At 67.5% G+C, this 14800-nt stretch carries 14 protein-coding genes; 9 read left to right on the forward strand and 5 right to left on the reverse strand.

Annotation, left to right across the window (positions count from 1 at the left end; all coding sequences use genetic code 11):
* Positions 1–4: 4 nt before the first annotated feature.
* Positions 5–796 carry a cytochrome C assembly family protein gene (locus HGB51_RS12650; RefSeq protein ID WP_070208358.1) on the reverse strand — a complete coding sequence of 264 codons (792 nt, stop codon included), beginning with the start codon at positions 794–796 and terminating at the stop codon, positions 5–7.
* Positions 797–893: 97 nt separating this feature from the next.
* On the opposite strand from HGB51_RS12650, the gene ffh reads away from it, so the two are divergent.
* From ffh to rplS, 7 genes are all read left to right on the forward strand, one after another.
* Positions 894–2273 carry a signal recognition particle protein gene (ffh, locus tag HGB51_RS12655; protein WP_070208357.1) on the forward strand — a complete coding sequence of 460 codons (1380 nt, stop codon included), beginning with the start codon at positions 894–896 and terminating at the stop codon, positions 2271–2273.
* Positions 2274–2347: 74 nt separating this feature from the next.
* On the forward strand, positions 2348–3343 hold the full coding sequence (locus HGB51_RS12660) for an NAD(P)H-dependent flavin oxidoreductase (RefSeq protein WP_246233580.1): 996 nt from the start codon (positions 2348–2350) through the stop codon (positions 3341–3343).
* Positions 3340–4122: an aminotransferase class IV family protein gene (locus HGB51_RS12665; protein ID WP_070208355.1), complete on the forward strand. Its 783-nt coding sequence runs from the start codon at positions 3340–3342 to the stop codon at positions 4120–4122. The genes HGB51_RS12660 and HGB51_RS12665 overlap by 4 nt, the downstream gene beginning before the upstream one ends.
* Before the next feature lie 136 nt (positions 4123–4258).
* Positions 4259–4519, forward strand: a complete 261-nt coding sequence (rpsP, locus tag HGB51_RS12670) for a 30S ribosomal protein S16 (RefSeq protein WP_070208354.1) — start codon at positions 4259–4261, stop codon at positions 4517–4519.
* A gap of 42 nt (positions 4520–4561) precedes the next feature.
* Positions 4562–5074: a ribosome maturation factor RimM gene (rimM, locus tag HGB51_RS12675; protein ID WP_070208353.1), complete on the forward strand. Its 513-nt coding sequence runs from the start codon at positions 4562–4564 to the stop codon at positions 5072–5074.
* A 3-nt stretch (positions 5075–5077) separates the two neighbouring features.
* On the forward strand, positions 5078–5827 hold the full coding sequence (gene trmD / locus HGB51_RS12680; protein WP_171966846.1) for a tRNA (guanosine(37)-N1)-methyltransferase TrmD: 750 nt from the start codon (positions 5078–5080) through the stop codon (positions 5825–5827).
* 156 nt (positions 5828–5983) lie between these two features.
* On the forward strand, positions 5984–6388 hold the full coding sequence (rplS, locus tag HGB51_RS12685; RefSeq protein ID WP_070209559.1) for a 50S ribosomal protein L19: 405 nt from the start codon (positions 5984–5986) through the stop codon (positions 6386–6388).
* 65 nt (positions 6389–6453) lie between these two features.
* Here rplS and HGB51_RS12690 read toward each other — a convergent pair whose 3' ends face one another.
* Positions 6454–7899, reverse strand: a complete 1446-nt coding sequence (locus HGB51_RS12690; protein ID WP_070209560.1) for an MATE family efflux transporter — start codon at positions 7897–7899, stop codon at positions 6454–6456.
* A 64-nt stretch (positions 7900–7963) separates the two neighbouring features.
* On the opposite strand from HGB51_RS12690, the gene HGB51_RS12695 reads away from it, so the two are divergent.
* Together HGB51_RS12695 and HGB51_RS12700 are read left to right on the forward strand one after the other, a co-directional pair.
* The gene (locus HGB51_RS12695) at positions 7964–8251 is read left to right on the forward strand and encodes a hypothetical protein (protein WP_246233582.1); all 288 of its coding nucleotides are present in this window, start codon (positions 7964–7966) and stop codon (positions 8249–8251) included.
* 10 nt (positions 8252–8261) lie between these two features.
* Positions 8262–8669, forward strand: a complete 408-nt coding sequence (locus HGB51_RS12700; RefSeq protein WP_070209561.1) for an RNA-binding S4 domain-containing protein — start codon at positions 8262–8264, stop codon at positions 8667–8669.
* 152 nt (positions 8670–8821) lie between these two features.
* Here the strand turns inward: HGB51_RS12700 and katG are convergent, their stop codons facing one another.
* From katG to mutS, 3 genes are all read right to left on the reverse strand, one after another.
* Positions 8822–11059, reverse strand: coding sequence for a catalase/peroxidase HPI (gene katG / locus HGB51_RS12705; protein ID WP_070209562.1), 2238 nt, complete (start codon positions 11057–11059; stop codon positions 8822–8824).
* Between the two features lie 169 nt (positions 11060–11228).
* Positions 11229–11789 carry a DUF937 domain-containing protein gene (locus tag HGB51_RS12710; protein WP_425505390.1) on the reverse strand — a complete coding sequence of 187 codons (561 nt, stop codon included), beginning with the start codon at positions 11787–11789 and terminating at the stop codon, positions 11229–11231.
* A gap of 200 nt (positions 11790–11989) precedes the next feature.
* The gene (gene mutS / locus HGB51_RS12715; protein WP_070209313.1) at positions 11990–14581 is read right to left on the reverse strand and encodes a DNA mismatch repair protein MutS; all 2592 of its coding nucleotides are present in this window, start codon (positions 14579–14581) and stop codon (positions 11990–11992) included.
* Positions 14582–14800: the final 219 nt, after the last annotated feature.

Raw genomic sequence — 14800 nt, forward strand, 5'->3', positions numbered from 1 at the left:
CCCGTTACCCGCGCTTGAAAACCAACTCAATCGCAAACTGGCTGCCAAAGAACGCCAGCAACAGCAGCGCCATCGCCGTCAGCGTCCAATGCACGGCCTTGGCGCCGCGCCATCCATAGCGGCGGCGGCCGACCAGCAGCACGCCGAACACCACCCACGACAGCACGCTCAGCACGGTCTTGTGCACCAGCTTCTGCGCCAGCAGGTCGTCCACGAACAGCACCCCGGTGACCAGGGTCAGGGTCAGCAGCGCGAAGCCCGCACCGATCACCCGGAACAGCAGCGACTCCAGGTCCGCCAGCGGCGGCAGCGCACGCAGCCAGGGCCGGAAGTCGCGCCGGCGCAGGGCGCGTTCCTGCAGCCACAGCATGATCGCCAGCAGTGCGGCCACGCTCAGCGTGGCGTAGGCCAGCAGCGCCATCCAGGCGTGCGTGGCCAGCTGCCAGCCCAGCGGCTTGCTCGGCGCATGGCCATAGGCGTGGTACGCGCACAGCAGCACCGCAGCCATCGGGAACACCAGTACGCCCAGCGTCGCCATGCGCCCGCGCGCGGCCACCAGCGAGGTCAGCCAGGCCATGCCCAGCCCGACCAGCGACAGCGCCGCGAAGAAATGCATGTCCGGCCCGCCGCTGGTGCGGAAGGCCACCAGCGCGTGGTAGCTGCCATGCAGGACCATGGCCGGAATCGCCGGCCACAGCCAGCCCGGGGAGGCGGCGGCGTCATCGCGCACCACCGCGCGCACCAGCAGGCCGGTGGCGGTCAGGTAGAGCAGGGTGGCGATGAGAACGATTGTCATCGTGTCAGTTTCTCATACAACGCGCGGCCCCGGGCCCGGCCCGGCGACCGGCTATACTGTGGTTCTCTTTGTCTTTCGTTCTGAACAGGTTGCCTCCATGTTCGAGTCCCTGACCCAGCGCCTCTCCGGCACCATCGAGCGGCTGCGTGGCCGCGGTCGCCTCACCGAGGAAAACATCCGCGAGGCCACCCGCGAGGTCCGCATCGCGCTGCTGGAAGCCGACGTCGCCCTGCCGGTCGTGCAGGCGCTGGTCGAGCGCATCAAGGTGCGCGCGGTCGGCCAGGAAGTGCTCAAGTCGCTGACCCCCGGCCAGGCGCTGATCAAGATCGTCCGCGACGAGCTGACCGCGGTGATGGGCTCGTCCGCCTCGGACCTGAACCTCAACGTGCCGGCCCCGGCGATCATCCTGATGGCCGGCCTGCAGGGTGCGGGCAAGACCACCACCGTGGGCAAGCTGGCCAAGCACCTGAAGGACAAGCGCAAGAAGAAGGTGATGGTGGTGTCGGCCGACGTCTACCGTCCGGCCGCGATCGAGCAGCTCAAGACCCTGGCCGACCAGGTGGGCGTGCTGTTCTTCCCGTCCACGGCCGACCAGAAGCCCGAAGCCATCGTGCGCGCGGCGATTGATGACGCGCGCAAGTCGTTCGTGGACGTGCTGCTGGTCGATACCGCCGGCCGCCTGGCCATCGACGACGCGATGATGGCCGAGATCAAGGCCCTGCACGCGGCGGTCAACCCGGCCGAAACCCTGTTCGTGGTCGACGCCATGACAGGCCAGGACGCGGCCAACACCGCCAAGGCCTTCGGCGAGGCGCTGCCGCTGACCGGCGTGGTGCTGACCAAGACCGACGGTGACGCCCGTGGCGGTGCCGCGCTGAGCGTGCGCTACATCACCGGCAAGCCGATCAAGTTCGTCGGTGTCAGCGAAAAGCCGGACGGCCTGGACGTGTTCCACCCGGACCGTATCGCCAGCCGCATCCTGGACATGGGCGACGTGCTGTCGCTGGTGGAGCAGGTCGAGCAGCAGGTCGACAAGGACAAGGCGCAGAAGCTGGCCGAGAAGGTCGCCAAGGGCAAGAAGTTCGACCTGAACGACATGCGCGACCAGCTGGAGCAGATGCAGAACATGGGCGGCATCGGCGGCCTGATGGACAAGCTGCCGGGCCTGGGCCAGATCCCCGAGCATCTCAAGCAGCAGGTCAGCCAGGGCAAGGAAGTGCCGCGCATGATCGCCATCATCAATTCGATGACCAAGAAGGAGCGCCGCAACCCGGGCCTGCTCAACGGCTCGCGCCGTGCCCGCATCGCGCGCGGTTCCGGCCTGACCCCGGCCGACGTCAACAAGCTGATGAAGCAGTATCAGCAGATGGAAAAGATGATGAGCAAGATGGCCGGCGGCGGCATGAAGGGCATGATGCGTAGCATGAAGGGCATGATGGGCGCCATGGGCGGCCGCGGCGGTTTGCCGTTCCGGTGAACCCGCGAATCCTCGAACGCGCCGACAGTTTCTGTCGGCGTTTTTCTTTGCAGGCCCCGATCCTCTTGGCGCCGATGGCCGGCGCTTGCCCAGTGTCGCTTTCGGCTGTACTGGCCAACCACGGCAGCATGGGCGCAATGGGCGCAGTGCTCTCGCAACCTCAGGACATCGTGGCGTGGATGGACGCGTTCCGCGCCCAGTCCAGTGGCCCGGCCCAGGTCAACGTGTGGATTCCCGACGACGCACCGCTGCGCGACGTCGCTGCCGAAGCGGCCAGCCGCGCGTTTCTCGCCCAGTGGGGGCCGGAGGTACCAGCCGAGGCGGCCGACGGCGGCCCGGCCGATTTCGATGCGCAGTTCGACGCGCTGATCGCGGCGCGCCCGGCGGTGGCATCGACCATCATGGGCGTGTTTTCCGCAGTCCAGGTACAGCGCCTGAAGGACGCCGGCATTGCCTGGTTCGCCTGCGCCACCACGCTTGCCGAAGCCCTGGCCGCCGAAGCAGCCGGTGCCGATGCGGTGGTCGCACAGGGCTTCGAGGCCGGTGGGCACCGTGGCGCTTTCGACCCGGCCGCGGCCGAGCGACAGCTGGTCGGGCTGTTCGCGCTGGTGCCGCGCCTGGCGGACCGCCTGCAGGTGCCGGTGATCGCCGCCGGTGGCATCGCCGACGGCCGTGGCGTGGCGGCGGCCTTGATGCTGGGCGCCAGCGCGGTCCAAGTCGGTACCGCGTTCCTGCGCACGCCCGAATGCGCGATCGATCCGGCCTGGTCGCAGGCACTGGCGGCGGCCGAACCGGAAGACACCTGGCCCACGCGCGCCTTCAGCGGCCGACTCGGTCGTGGCCTGGCCACGACCTATGTGCGTGCTGCGGCCGATCCCGCCGCGCCGCCGCCGCGCCCGTATCCGGTGCAGCGCGGGCTGACCGCGCCGATGCGCGCACAGGCCAATCGTGAACACCGCATCGATGCGATGCAGGCGTGGGCAGGGCAGTCGGCCTGGATGGCGCCGGACCGCCCTGCGGCCGACGTACTGCAGGACATGTGGGCCGACGCCCGCGAGCTGCTCGGATGAGCGTGTACTGCAACGGGCACCCTGCGACTGCTGCGGACCTCGCGGCTGCACTGGTCAATTACGGCCACTTCACTTCGCTGCAGGTGCGTGGGGCCGCAGTGCAGGGGCTGGACCTGCATCTGCGCCGGCTGCGGCAGGGAACGGAGGAATTGTTCGGCACCGCGCTGGATGGCACCCAGGTGCAGGCGTGGATTGCGGCGGCGCTGCAGGCCGAAGGGGTGTCCGATGCGTCGGTACGGGTCACCGTGTTCTCGCGCGCGTTCGATTTCCGCCAGCCGCTGAAGGCGGTGCCTGTGGATGTACTGGTATCCGTGGCGGCGCCGGCATCCATGCCGGGTACGCCGAAGCGCGTGCGCAGCGTGGTGTACCAGCGCGACCTGCCGCACCTGAAACACGTGGGCACGTTCGCGCTGTTCCAGCACCGTCGGCAGGCGATGCAGGACGGTTTCGATGACGCCTTGTTCGTGGACGCGAAGGGCAGGATCAGCGAAGGCAGCACCTGGAACGTGGCGTTTGCGCGCGGCGGCGAACTGGTGTGGCCGCAGGCGCCGGCCCTGCGCGGCACGCACGAGCGGCTGCTGCAGGCGGGGTGGGGCGGGGAACCGCAGCTGGCGCCGGTAGGATTGGATCAGCTGGGCGGGTTCGACGCGGCGATAGGCCTCAACGCCACCGGCGTCTGGCCGATCGCGGGCATTGACGGGTACCGGTTCGCGGAATCGGAGGCGCTGTCGCAGCGCGCAGCCGAAATCCTGGCCGCCCAGCCGTGGACCCCCCTGTAGAGACACGCCACGTGTGTCCCGCAGGGCCCTATTCAGGTTCGACGATCTTCCCGGGCTTGGAATGCCCAGCCCCCGCCGCTATAATCGCCGGCTTACCGCGCCATCCTGGCGACTGGGCAATAGAGGAAATACCACCATGGTCAAGATTCGACTGACCCGCGGCGGCGCCAAGAAGCGTCCGTTCTACCACATCATCGTGACCGACTCGCGCAGCGCGCGCGACGGCCGCAACATCGAGCGCGTCGGCTACTACAACCCGGTTGCCCAGGGTGCCGAGTCCCGCATCGTGCTGGACCTGCCGAAGGTCGACGCATGGGTCGCCAACGGCGCCCAGATGACCGACAAGGTCCGCAACCTGTACAAGGAAGCGACCAAGGCCCAGGCCGTCGCGGCCTGATCCTGAAGGGCCGCGCCTGGCGCGGCCCGTCGGCATACGCAGATGAAAGATACCGAGCGCCGCATCCTGCTGGGCAGGATTGTCGGCGCTTTTGGTGTGCGAGGCGAGATCAAGCTCGAGTCCTGGACCGAGCCGCGTACCGCCATCTTCAACTATCAGCCCTGGATCCTGCGTACACCCGCCGGCCAGGAGAGCACCCTCAAGGGCGCGCGTGGACGCCAGTCCGGCAAGCATCTTGTGGCGGTGTTTCCCGATGTCACCGACCGCGACGTGGTCGAGTCGATGTTCGGAACCGAAGTCTATGTAGCACGCAGCGCACTGCCGCCGCCGAAGGCCGACGAGTATTACTGGGTCGACCTGGAAGGCCTGCAGGTGCGTACCGTTGAAGGCGTCGAACTGGGCCGGGTCTCGCACCTGTTCTCGACCGGCTCCAACGACGTGCTGGTGGTGCAGGGCGACCGTGAGCGGATGATCCCGTTCGTGCAGCCGGACTTCGTGGTGTCGGTGGATTTCGAGGCCAATCTGGTCGTCGTCGATTGGGACCCGGAGTTCTGATCGATGCGCATTGACGTCATCACCCTGTTTCCGGAATTCATGGCGCAGTCGGCCGCGTTGGGCGTGGTCGGCCGTGCGGCCGAACGCGGCCTGCTCGACCTGCACGGTTGGAATCCGCGTGACTACGCCGAGGGCAACTATCGCCGGGTGGACGACCGTCCGTTCGGCGGTGGCCCGGGCATGGTGATGCTGATCGAGCCGCTGCGCGCCTGCCTGGCCGCGGCCAAGGCGGCGGACCCGGCCCCGGCCCCGGTGATCTACCTGAGCCCGCAGGGCAGGCCGCTGACCCAGGCCAAGGTCCGCGAACTGGCCGCGCTGCCGCGCATGATCCTGCTGTGCGGCCGCTATGAAGGCGTGGACGAACGGTTCCTGGCCGCGGAAGTGACCGAGGAAATCTCGATCGGCGATTACGTCCTGTCCGGCGGTGAGCTGGGCGCGGCGGTGATCGTGGACGCGGTGACCCGGCTGCAGGAAGGCGCCCTGAACGACGCCGAATCGGCCGCCCAGGACAGTTTCGAAGGCCCGCAGGGGTTGCTGGACTGCCCGCACTTCAGCCAGCCGGCACACCATGAATGGGGCGATGTCCCGGACGTGCTGCGCTCCGGCAACCACGCCGCCATTGCCAACTGGCGCCGCCAGCAGTCGCTGCTGCGGACCTGGCTGCGCCGCCCGGACCTGCTGGACGAGTCCACCCTGTCCAAGGCAGACCGCAAGCTCCTCGACCAGGCCAAGGCAGAGCACGGGGCCCGGTAGCGCCGGCCGCCCAGATACGCTAGAATCGCGGATTCCCATCAGGCCTCAACCGGCCGGATGCCGGAAACCCAACAAAAAACGTGCAGCACAGTCCGGTGACTGCATGAGCCCACGTTGTCAAAACGACACGACCACCCGAACACTATCGGTGCACCCATGAGCAAGCTGAACAAGACCATCCTCTCGGATTTCGAATCCGCCCAGATCACGCGCGAGCTGCCGAAGTTCAGCCAGGGTGACACCGTCGTCGTCAACGTGAAGGTGAAGGAAGGCAACCGCGAACGCGTCCAGGCGTACGAAGGCGTTGTCATCGGTACCAAGAACGCCGGCCTGAACTCCGCGTTCACCGTCCGCAAGATCTCGCACGGCTACGGCGTCGAGCGCGTCTTCCAGACCCACAGCGCCATCATCGACTCGGTCGAAGTGAAGCGTCGTGGTAAGGTCCGCGCCGGCAAGCTGTACTACCTGCGTGGCCTGGAAGGCAAGGCTGCCCGCATCAAGGAAGATCTGGCTGCCGCTGCGCAGGCCAAGGCTGCCCGCCTGGCTGCCAAGAACCAGTAATCCCGACAAGCACCTTCGGGTGTCGCGTCAACGAAACGGCCACCTTCGGGTGGCCGTTTTCGTTTCTACCGCGGATCAGGGTCCGCAACAGGCGACGGCGGAGCAGCCGGAATCTCCGCCGGCACCGCCATCTCTTCCCGGTGCGTCGGCAGCATCGTCGCCTTGCGCCAGCCGCCCCAGCGGTAATACGCCAGCGACATCAGCATCGCGCAGAACGAACTGATCGGGAAACTCCACCACACCGCATCTGCCCCCCAGCGGTCCTGCAGCAGCTCGGCAAACGGCACGCGGATGCCCCACAACGACGCGGCCAGGATCAGCAGCGGCGGAATCACCGCACCAGTGGAGCGCACCACGCCGGAAATCACGAAGTTCACGCCGAAGAACAGGAACGACCACACCGCGATGTGGTTGAGATGGCGCGCCACGTCCAGCGCTTCGCTGCCGCTGGGCAGGAACAGGGCGAGCGTGTAACGGTCGAGCAGGATCAACGGCAGGATCAGCACGCCGGTCAGCAGGAAGTTGTACATCACCCCACTGCGTGCGGTGCCACGCACGCGCGACCAGTTGCCCGCGCCCACGTTCTGCGCCGCCATCGACGAGCACGCTGCACCGATCGCCATCGCCGGCATCTGCACGTAGGTCCACAGCTGCAGCGAAGCGCCATACGCAGCGGCGGTGTCGGTCCCGTAGCTGTTGACCATGGTCATCATCATGATCATCGACAGCGAGATCAGCACCATCTGCAGGCCCATCGGCACGCCCTTGACCACCAGCGCGCGCAGGATCTCCGTATCGATCTTGAACAGCGCCATGTCCTTGCGCCCCAGCCACAGCACGTGGCGCTTGTTGCGCATGTACCAGAGCAGGCCGACCAGCGACAGCGTCTGCGCGATCAGCGTCGCCCACGCGGCACCGGCGATTCCCAGCTGCGGGAACGGACCGATGCCGAAGATCAGCAGCGGGTTGAAGACGATGTCCAGCACCACCGACAGCAGCAGGAACCGGAACGGCGTGCGCGAATCGCCTACGCCGCGAAGCGCCGAACTCAGGAAGGCGAAGGCATACAGCGTAGGCATCGCCAGGAAAATGATGCGCAGGTACGCCTCGGCCAGCGGCAGCGACGCCGCCGGCGTACCCATCGCCGCCAGTAGCGGATGCGACAGCCACCAGCCGGCAATGGCGATCACCACCGACAACCCGATGAAGAACGTGGCGCTGGTGCCCATAACCCGTCGCGCCTGGCCGATGTCGCGCGCCCCCATCGCCTGGCCGATCAGGATGGTGGCGGCCATGCCGATGCCAAACACCGAACCAATCAGGAAGAACATGATGTTGTTGGCGTTCGCGGTCGCGGTCAGCGCCGCCTCGCCAAGGAAGCGGCCCACCCAGACCGCATTCACCGAGCCGTTCAATGACTGGGCGATGTTGCCGGCCAGGATCGGCAGGGCGAACAGGAACAGGTTGCGCCCGATCGGGCCGGTGGTCAGGTCAAGCGGCGCTTTGGCCATGTGCTATGGAGATCAGGTCCGGACAGCGGCACACTAGCACCAAGCCCGTCAGTGGGATATCGCGATGAACACGCCCTCCCCAACACCCCGCGCCGTGGTGCCGGTTGCCGGCCGATTCCTGCCTGACCGATTCATCCGCACCGCGCTGCCCCTCTTGATCGCCGCGCTGCTGGCCGCATGTTCCAGTACAGACCGCATGCGCGACACCCAGGTCCGGCCGGGCGACCGCCCCGAGTGCAACGTGGGCAGCCAGCGCCAGGATTTGAATGCCGGCGTGCCCACCCTGATCGGCGGCACCGGCTGCCGTACCGACCCGTCCCAACCGATGCCGCTGAACAAACGAACGGAGTAGCGATTCACCGATGACCGACGTTTTCGTGCCCGAACCGAGTGTCCGCCTGGATGTGTGGCTGTGGGCGGCGCGCTTCTTCAAGACCCGCAGCCTGGCCAAGCAGGCGGTGGAGACCGGCAAGGTCGACGTAGCCGGGCAGCGCCCGAAATCCTCGCGCGCGGTGCGCGTGGGCGAGCAGCTGCAGATCAGCCGCGGCGATGAAGTCTATGAAGTGCAGGTACGCGGCCTGAGCGACCTGCGCGGACCGGCGCCGGTGGCGCAGCAGTTGTACGCGGAAAGCGAGGCGTCGCTGGCACGTCGTGCCGAAGCGAGGGCGCAGCGTGCAGCGGCGCGGAATGGGTACCAGCCGCCGGAGCATCGTCCCGACAAGCGCGCGCGGCGGTTGATCCGTGCGCTGGGGGATCTGGACGCGTTGTAGGCATCGCAACCAGTGACCGCGATTTTCCACACGCGCCCATGACCCGGTAGCGTCGGTCGCTGGCCGACCCAGGCGGTGCCCGGGATATCGCAAACGCCGGCCCACCGCCAACCTTCCGGAGAGGCCCGCACCTGCGGACCTCTCCTGATGCCTCACCGGTGCAGGTCGTACCGGTCCAGCTCCATCACCCGTGCCCAGGCGGCCACGAAGTCCTGCACGAACTTCTTCTCGCCGTCGGCGCTCGCATACACCTCGGCTACCGCACGCAACACCGAGTTGGAACCGAACACCAGGTCGGCGCGGCTGCCGGTCCAGCGCTTCGTGCCGCTGCCACGCGTGCTGCCGACATACCCGTCGCCGCTGGCCTTCCACTCGGTGCCCATGTCCAGCAGGTTGACGAAGAAGTCGTTGCTCAACGTGCCAGGGCGTTCGGTCAGCACGCCATCGGTGTTTCCATCGACGTTCGCCCCCAGCACGCGCAGGCCACCGACCAGCGCGGTCAGCTCGGGACCGGTCAGGGTCAGCAGCTGTGCGCGGTCGATCAGCAGCGCCTCGGCCGGCACCTTGTAACGGCCCTTGGTGTAGTTGCGGAAGCCATCGGCGTACGGCTCCAGTACCGCGAATGATTCCACATCGGTCTGTTCCTGGCTCGCATCGGTGCGGCCCGGCGTGAACGGCACGCTGACCGTGTGGCCACCGGCCTTGGCCGCCTGCTCCACACCCACTGCACCAGCCAGCACGATCAGGTCGGCCAGCGATACCTGCGCGCCACCGTCGCCCTTGAAGCCGGCCTGGATCTTCTCCAGCGCGGCCAGCACCTTGGCCAGCTGCTTCGGCTGGTTCACAGCCCAGTCCTTCTGCGGGGCCAGGCGGATGCGCGCACCGTTGGCACCGCCGCGCTTGTCCGAGCCACGGAAGGTGGACGCCGACGCCCACGCGGTGGACACCAGTTCGGCCACGCTCAGTCCTGCCGCCGAGATCTGCTGCTTCAGCGCCGTCACGTCGTTGCTGCTGACCTGCGCCTTCGGCGCATCCGGCACCAGGTCCTGCCAGATGAAGGTTTCGGCCGGTACTTCCGGACCGAGGTAGCGCGCACGCGGCCCCATGTCGCGGTGGGTCAGCTTGAACCACGCGCGGGCGAACGCGTCGGCAAACGCCTGCGGGTTTTCCAGGAAGTTGCGCGAGATCTTCTCGTACGCCGGATCCAGGCGCAGCGACAGGTCGGTGGTGAGCATGGTCGGGCGATGTTTCTTCGACGGATCATGCGCGTCGGGAATCACCGCCTCCGCATTTTTCGCCACCCACTGGTGCGCACCGGCCGGGCTCTTGGTCAGTTCCCATTCGTTGCCGAACAGGATCTCGAAGAAGTCATGGCTCCACTTTGCCGGGGTGCGCGTCCAGGTCACTTCCAGGCCGCTGGTGATGGTGTCGCCGCCCTTGCCGCTGCGGAACTTGTTGGTCCAGCCCAGGCCCTGGTGTTCCAGCCCGGCCGCTTCCGGTTCCACGTCCACGTTGTCGGCCGGGCCGGCACCGTGGGTCTTGCCGAAGCTGTGGCCACCGGCGATCAGCGCGACGGTTTCCTCGTCGTCCATCGCCATGCGGCCGAAGGTGTCGCGGATGTCGATGGCGGCCTTGATCGGGTCGGGATTGCCGTCCGGGCCTTCCGGGTTCACGTAGATCAGGCCCATCTGCACGGCGGCCAGCGGGTTTTCCAGGTTGCGCGAGTGGATGTCGCCGTCGGCGTCGTCATCGGAGACCAGCACGCCATGGTCTTCGACCACGCCTTCGGAGCCATGCGCATAGCGCACGTCGCCGCCGAGCCAGGTGGTTTCGCGACCCCAGTACACATCCTGGTCCGGTTCCCAGGTATCCGGGCGGCCGCCGGCAAAGCCCAGCGTCTTGAAGCCCATCGATTCCAGCGCGACGTTGCCGGTGAGGATCAGCAGGTCGGACCAGGAAATGGCCTGGCCGTACTTCTGCTTGATCGGCCACAGCAGGCGGCGCGCCTTCTCCAGGCTGACGTTGTCCGGCCAGCTGTTGAGCGGGGCGAAGCGCTGCTGGCCCCGGCCGCCGCCGCCGCGCCCGTCACCGATGCGGTAGGTGCCGGCGCTGTGCCAGGCCATGCGCACGAACAGGCCGCCGTAATGGCCGAAGTCGGCCGGCCACCAGTCCTGCGAATCGGTCATCAGCGCGGTCAGGTCGGCCTTGAGCGCGGCGTAGTCGAGCCCGGCGAAGGCCTTGGCGTAGTCGAAGTCCGCATCCAGCGGGTGCGAACGGGAGGAATGCTGGTTGAGCAGGTCCACGCGCAACTGGTTGGGCCACCAGTCGCGGTTGGTGGTGGCGTCGCCGACGAGGGCGTGGTTGAACGGGCACTTCGCTTCGCTTTTCATGGGTCGTTTTACCTGTGGACTGGCGAATGTGGGAGGGGCCCCGCGGCGCATGCAAGGGCAGCCCATCTACCCTATGCAAGGCGTTGCTATCGGTAAATTTGATTGAAACTAAGGAATCGATAGTCGTGATCTATCAAAAGGGCGCCGGCCAAGGGAACCGGCGACCGGGTCAGCGCTTGAAGAGCATTCCCACTACGTCGCTTGCGCCGAATTTGCCATCGCCATCCTGGTCGAAGGCGTCGAAAATGCTGCCTCCGGATGCTGGCCGTTCGGCGGTCAGTGCCTGGCTGAGGTCACCGGAATTGCCCTGCTGGGCAAACTTCTGGGCGAGGAACGACATGACGATGGGCGCCAGAATGGCCAGCAGCTGGCCGGAGCGGCCACTGTCGAGCCCCGTCTGCTGCCCCAGCATCTGGGCGGCCTGCGGGGTCCGCCCGCCGAACAGGTGGCCCAGAATGCCGTCGCCGCTGGTGGCATTCCCGCCGCCGCCGCCCAGCACGGCACCAAGAATGCCGCCAAGGTCGAACCCACCCCCGCCGCCTCCGCCGCCCAGATGGTCCTTCTGAAGGGCGTTGAGCAGGGACTGGGCCCCCTGCGGCTCGCTGGCATTCTTGCCCAGCGCTCCCATCAGCAGTGGCAGCGCGGCGCTGATGGCCTGGGACGCCTGGCCTTGATCCACGCCAAGCTGTTGGGAAACCTGCTGCACGGCTTGGCCGCCCTGCAGCTGCATCAAAAGAGCATCAGTGATCGAATTGGTGTTCACGACCGACTCCTTTGCCCCGGGATGGGACGGCCGGAGCATAACGCCGCCTGCACGAAGGGCATGCGAAGGCTTCACGCGCACCCGGTAGCGCCGGCCGTTGGCCGGCCCACGGATCGCCTGGTCCGGCCAACGGCCGGGGCTACCGGCCAGATGGCCCGGTTGCCTTCTTAAACCAAGGCTTTCAACCGGTACAGCGCCTCCAGCGCCTGCTTCGGGGTCAACTCGTCCGGGTCGATCGCCGCCAGCGCCTCCTGCGCCTTGCTGGACGGGGCGGTGAACAGCCCGAACTGCTGCGGCGCATCCAGTGCCTGCGCGGTCACGCTGGCGGTCACGGTCTCGCCGCCACGCTGCTCCAGCTCCGCCAGCCGGCGGCGGGCCTGGGCCACGGTGGCCCGGGGCAGGCCGGCCAGCGCCGCCACCTGCAGGCCGAAGCTGCGGTTGGCCGGGCCGTCCTTCACCGCGTGCATGAACACCAGCGCCTCACCGTGCTCCACCGCGTCCAGGTGGACATTCGCGATGCCGCTGGTGCCCCCCTGGTGCTGCTCGTCGGCCAGCGCGGTCAGCTCGAAGTAGTGGGTGGCAAACAGCGTGTAGCAGCCGTTCTCGAAGGCCAGGTGGCGGGCCACCGCGTCGGCCAGGGCCAGGCCGTCGTAGGTCGAGGTGCCACGGCCGATCTCGTCCATCAGCACCAGCGACTGCGCGGTGGCATGGTGCAGGATGTAGCTGGTCTCGCTCATTTCGACCATGAAGGTCGACTGCCCGCGCGCCAGGTCGTCGCCGGCGCCGATGCGGGTGAGGATGCGGTCGATCGGGCCGATCACCGCGCGGCTGGCCGGCACGAAGCTGCCGATATGGGCCAGCAGCACGATCAGCGCGTTCTGGCGCATGTAGGTGGATTTGCCGCCCATGTTCGGGCCGGTGATCACCAGCATGCGGCGGTCCGGGTGCAGATCCAGGTCGTTGGGTTCGAACGGCTGCTCACGCACCGCTTCCACCACCGGGTGGCGGCCGCGCTCGATGCGCAGGCACGGCGCGCTGTCCAGCTCGGGGCGGGCCCAGTCCAGCGCCTGCGCGCGCTCGGCGAAACCGGCCAGCACGTCCAGTTCGCTGAGCGCGGCCGCACACTGCTTGAGCGGCTCCAGTTCGCCGCCCAGCGTGTCCAGCAGCTGTTCGTACAGCAGCTTCTCGCGCGACAGCGAGCGCTCGCGCGCCGAAAGCACCTTGTCTTCGAATGACTTCAGTTCTTCGGTGATGTAGCGCTCGGCATTGGTCAGGGTCTGGCGGCGGGTGTAGTGCACCGGCGCCTTGTCGCTCTGGCCCTTGCTGATTTCAATGTAGTACCCGTGCACGCGGTTGTAGCCGACCTTCAGCGTGGCGATGCCGCTGCTGGCGCGCTCGCGCTGTTCCAGGTCGATCAGGAACTGGTCGGCGTGGGTCGAGAGCCGGCGCAGTTCGTCCAGCTCCGCATCAAAGCCCTCGGCAATCACGCCGCCGTCGCTGAGTTTCATCGGCGGGGTAGGGGCGATGGCCGAGGCGAGCAGGTGCGCGCACTCGTCATGCGAGCCCAGCGACTCGCGCAGTGCCACCAGGCGCGGCGAATCCAGCGGTGCCAGCACCGCACGCACCTCCGGCAGCAGCCCGAGGCCGTCGCGCAGTGTGGAGAAATCGCGCGGGCGCGCCGAGCGCAGCGCCACGCGGGTCAGGATGCGCTCCAGGTCGCCCAGCGCACGGAACGCATCGCGCACATCGCCGTCGGCACCACGGTCGATCAACGTAGCTACCGCATCGTGGCGCTGCTGCAGCACCTCGCGCAGGCGCAGCGGACGGTGCAGCCAGCGCCGCAGCAGGCGCCCGCCCATCGGCGTCACCGTGGTGTCGAGCACGCCGAGCAGGGTGTTTCGGGTGTCGCCGTCAACGCGCGTATCCAGTTCCAGATGGCGGCGCGTGGCCGCGTTCATGGCGATGGCTTCGCTGGCCGACTCGGTGGCGATGGCGGTCAGGTGCGGCAGACGCTGCTTCTGGGTTTCTTCCACGTAACCCAGCAGCGCGCCGGCGGCAGCGGTGGCGCGCGGCTTGTCGTCGATGCCGAAGCCGGTGAGGTCATGCAGCTTGAAGAAGGCCAGCAGCTGGCGGCGGCCGCTGTCGGCGTCGAACAGCCACGGCGCACGGCGGCGGATGCCGCTGCGCTGCTTCAGGAAGTCCGGCCAGTTCTCTTCGTCCGGCACCAGCAGCTCGGCCGGTTCCAACCGGGCCAGCTCGGCCTCCAGCGCGTCGTCGGAATCCACCTCGTTGACCAGGAAGCGGCCGCCGGCCAGGTCGGCCCAGGCCAGCCCATAGCCGTTTTTGCCACGCGACAGCGCCATCAGCAGGGTGTCGCGGCGCTCGTCCAGCAGCGCCTCGTCGGTGACGGTGCCGGGGGTGACGATGCGCACCACCTTGCGCTCGACCAGGCCCTTGGCCAGCGCCGGGTCGCCGATCTGCTCGCAGATCGCCACCGACTCACCCAGCGCCACCAGCCGCGCCAGGTAGCCCTCATACGCATGCACCGGCACGCCGGCCATCGGAATGGGCGCGCCGCCGGAGCTGCCGCGCTGGGTCAGGGTGATGTCCAGCAGCCGCGCCGCCTTGCGCGCGTCGTCGTAGAACAGCTCGTAGAAGTCGCCCATCCGGAAGAACAGCAGCAGGTCCGGGTAATCGGACTTGGCGGCAAAGAACTGCTTCATGGCGGGTGTATGACCCGATAAGTCGTTGTTTTTCATGAATTATTGAAGCTAATCAGCACGTTAGACGAGGCGGCGCGGCGACAACTTGAGACACCAGAGGGCGCCGTAAGACGCTTGTGGGCACAAAAAGTGTCCATCTGGTGTCCATGGGAGACGGCGGAGCTAAAACAGTGTGTCCACGGGCGTTTTGCATAGTACAGTCGGCGTATGCCGCAGCGCCATGGACACAGCAATGTATCCACGACAAGGGTGACA

This window comes from Stenotrophomonas bentonitica (assembly GCF_013185915.1).
Lineage (GTDB): Bacteria > Pseudomonadota > Gammaproteobacteria > Xanthomonadales > Xanthomonadaceae > Stenotrophomonas > Stenotrophomonas bentonitica.

What these genes read in the sequence shown, in the direction of transcription:
- mutS (WP_070209313.1), bottom strand. Translation starts at nt 14,581, where the DNA reads ATGAAAAACAACGACTTATCGGGTCATACACCCGCCATGAAGCAGTTC.
- rpsP (WP_070208354.1), top strand. Translation starts at nt 4,259, where the DNA reads ATGGTCAAGATTCGACTGACCCGCGGCGGCGCCAAGAAGCGTCCGTTC.
- HGB51_RS12700 (WP_070209561.1), top strand. Translation starts at nt 8,262, where the DNA reads ATGACCGACGTTTTCGTGCCCGAACCGAGTGTCCGCCTGGATGTGTGG.
- HGB51_RS12650 (WP_070208358.1), bottom strand. Translation starts at nt 796, where the DNA reads ATGACAATCGTTCTCATCGCCACCCTGCTCTACCTGACCGCCACCGGC.
- HGB51_RS12665 (WP_070208355.1), top strand. Translation starts at nt 3,340, where the DNA reads ATGAGCGTGTACTGCAACGGGCACCCTGCGACTGCTGCGGACCTCGCG.
- HGB51_RS12690 (WP_070209560.1), bottom strand. Translation starts at nt 7,899, where the DNA reads ATGGCCAAAGCGCCGCTTGACCTGACCACCGGCCCGATCGGGCGCAAC.
- katG (WP_070209562.1), bottom strand. Translation starts at nt 11,059, where the DNA reads ATGAAAAGCGAAGCGAAGTGCCCGTTCAACCACGCCCTCGTCGGCGAC.
- HGB51_RS12695 (WP_246233582.1), top strand. Translation starts at nt 7,964, where the DNA reads ATGAACACGCCCTCCCCAACACCCCGCGCCGTGGTGCCGGTTGCCGGC.
- HGB51_RS12660 (WP_246233580.1), top strand. Translation starts at nt 2,348, where the DNA reads ATGGCCGGCGCTTGCCCAGTGTCGCTTTCGGCTGTACTGGCCAACCAC.
- rimM (WP_070208353.1), top strand. Translation starts at nt 4,562, where the DNA reads ATGAAAGATACCGAGCGCCGCATCCTGCTGGGCAGGATTGTCGGCGCT.
- HGB51_RS12710 (WP_425505390.1), bottom strand. Translation starts at nt 11,789, where the DNA reads ATGCAGCTGCAGGGCGGCCAAGCCGTGCAGCAGGTTTCCCAACAGCTT.
- rplS (WP_070209559.1), top strand. Translation starts at nt 5,984, where the DNA reads ATGAGCAAGCTGAACAAGACCATCCTCTCGGATTTCGAATCCGCCCAG.
- trmD (WP_171966846.1), top strand. Translation starts at nt 5,078, where the DNA reads ATGCGCATTGACGTCATCACCCTGTTTCCGGAATTCATGGCGCAGTCG.
- ffh (WP_070208357.1), top strand. Translation starts at nt 894, where the DNA reads ATGTTCGAGTCCCTGACCCAGCGCCTCTCCGGCACCATCGAGCGGCTG.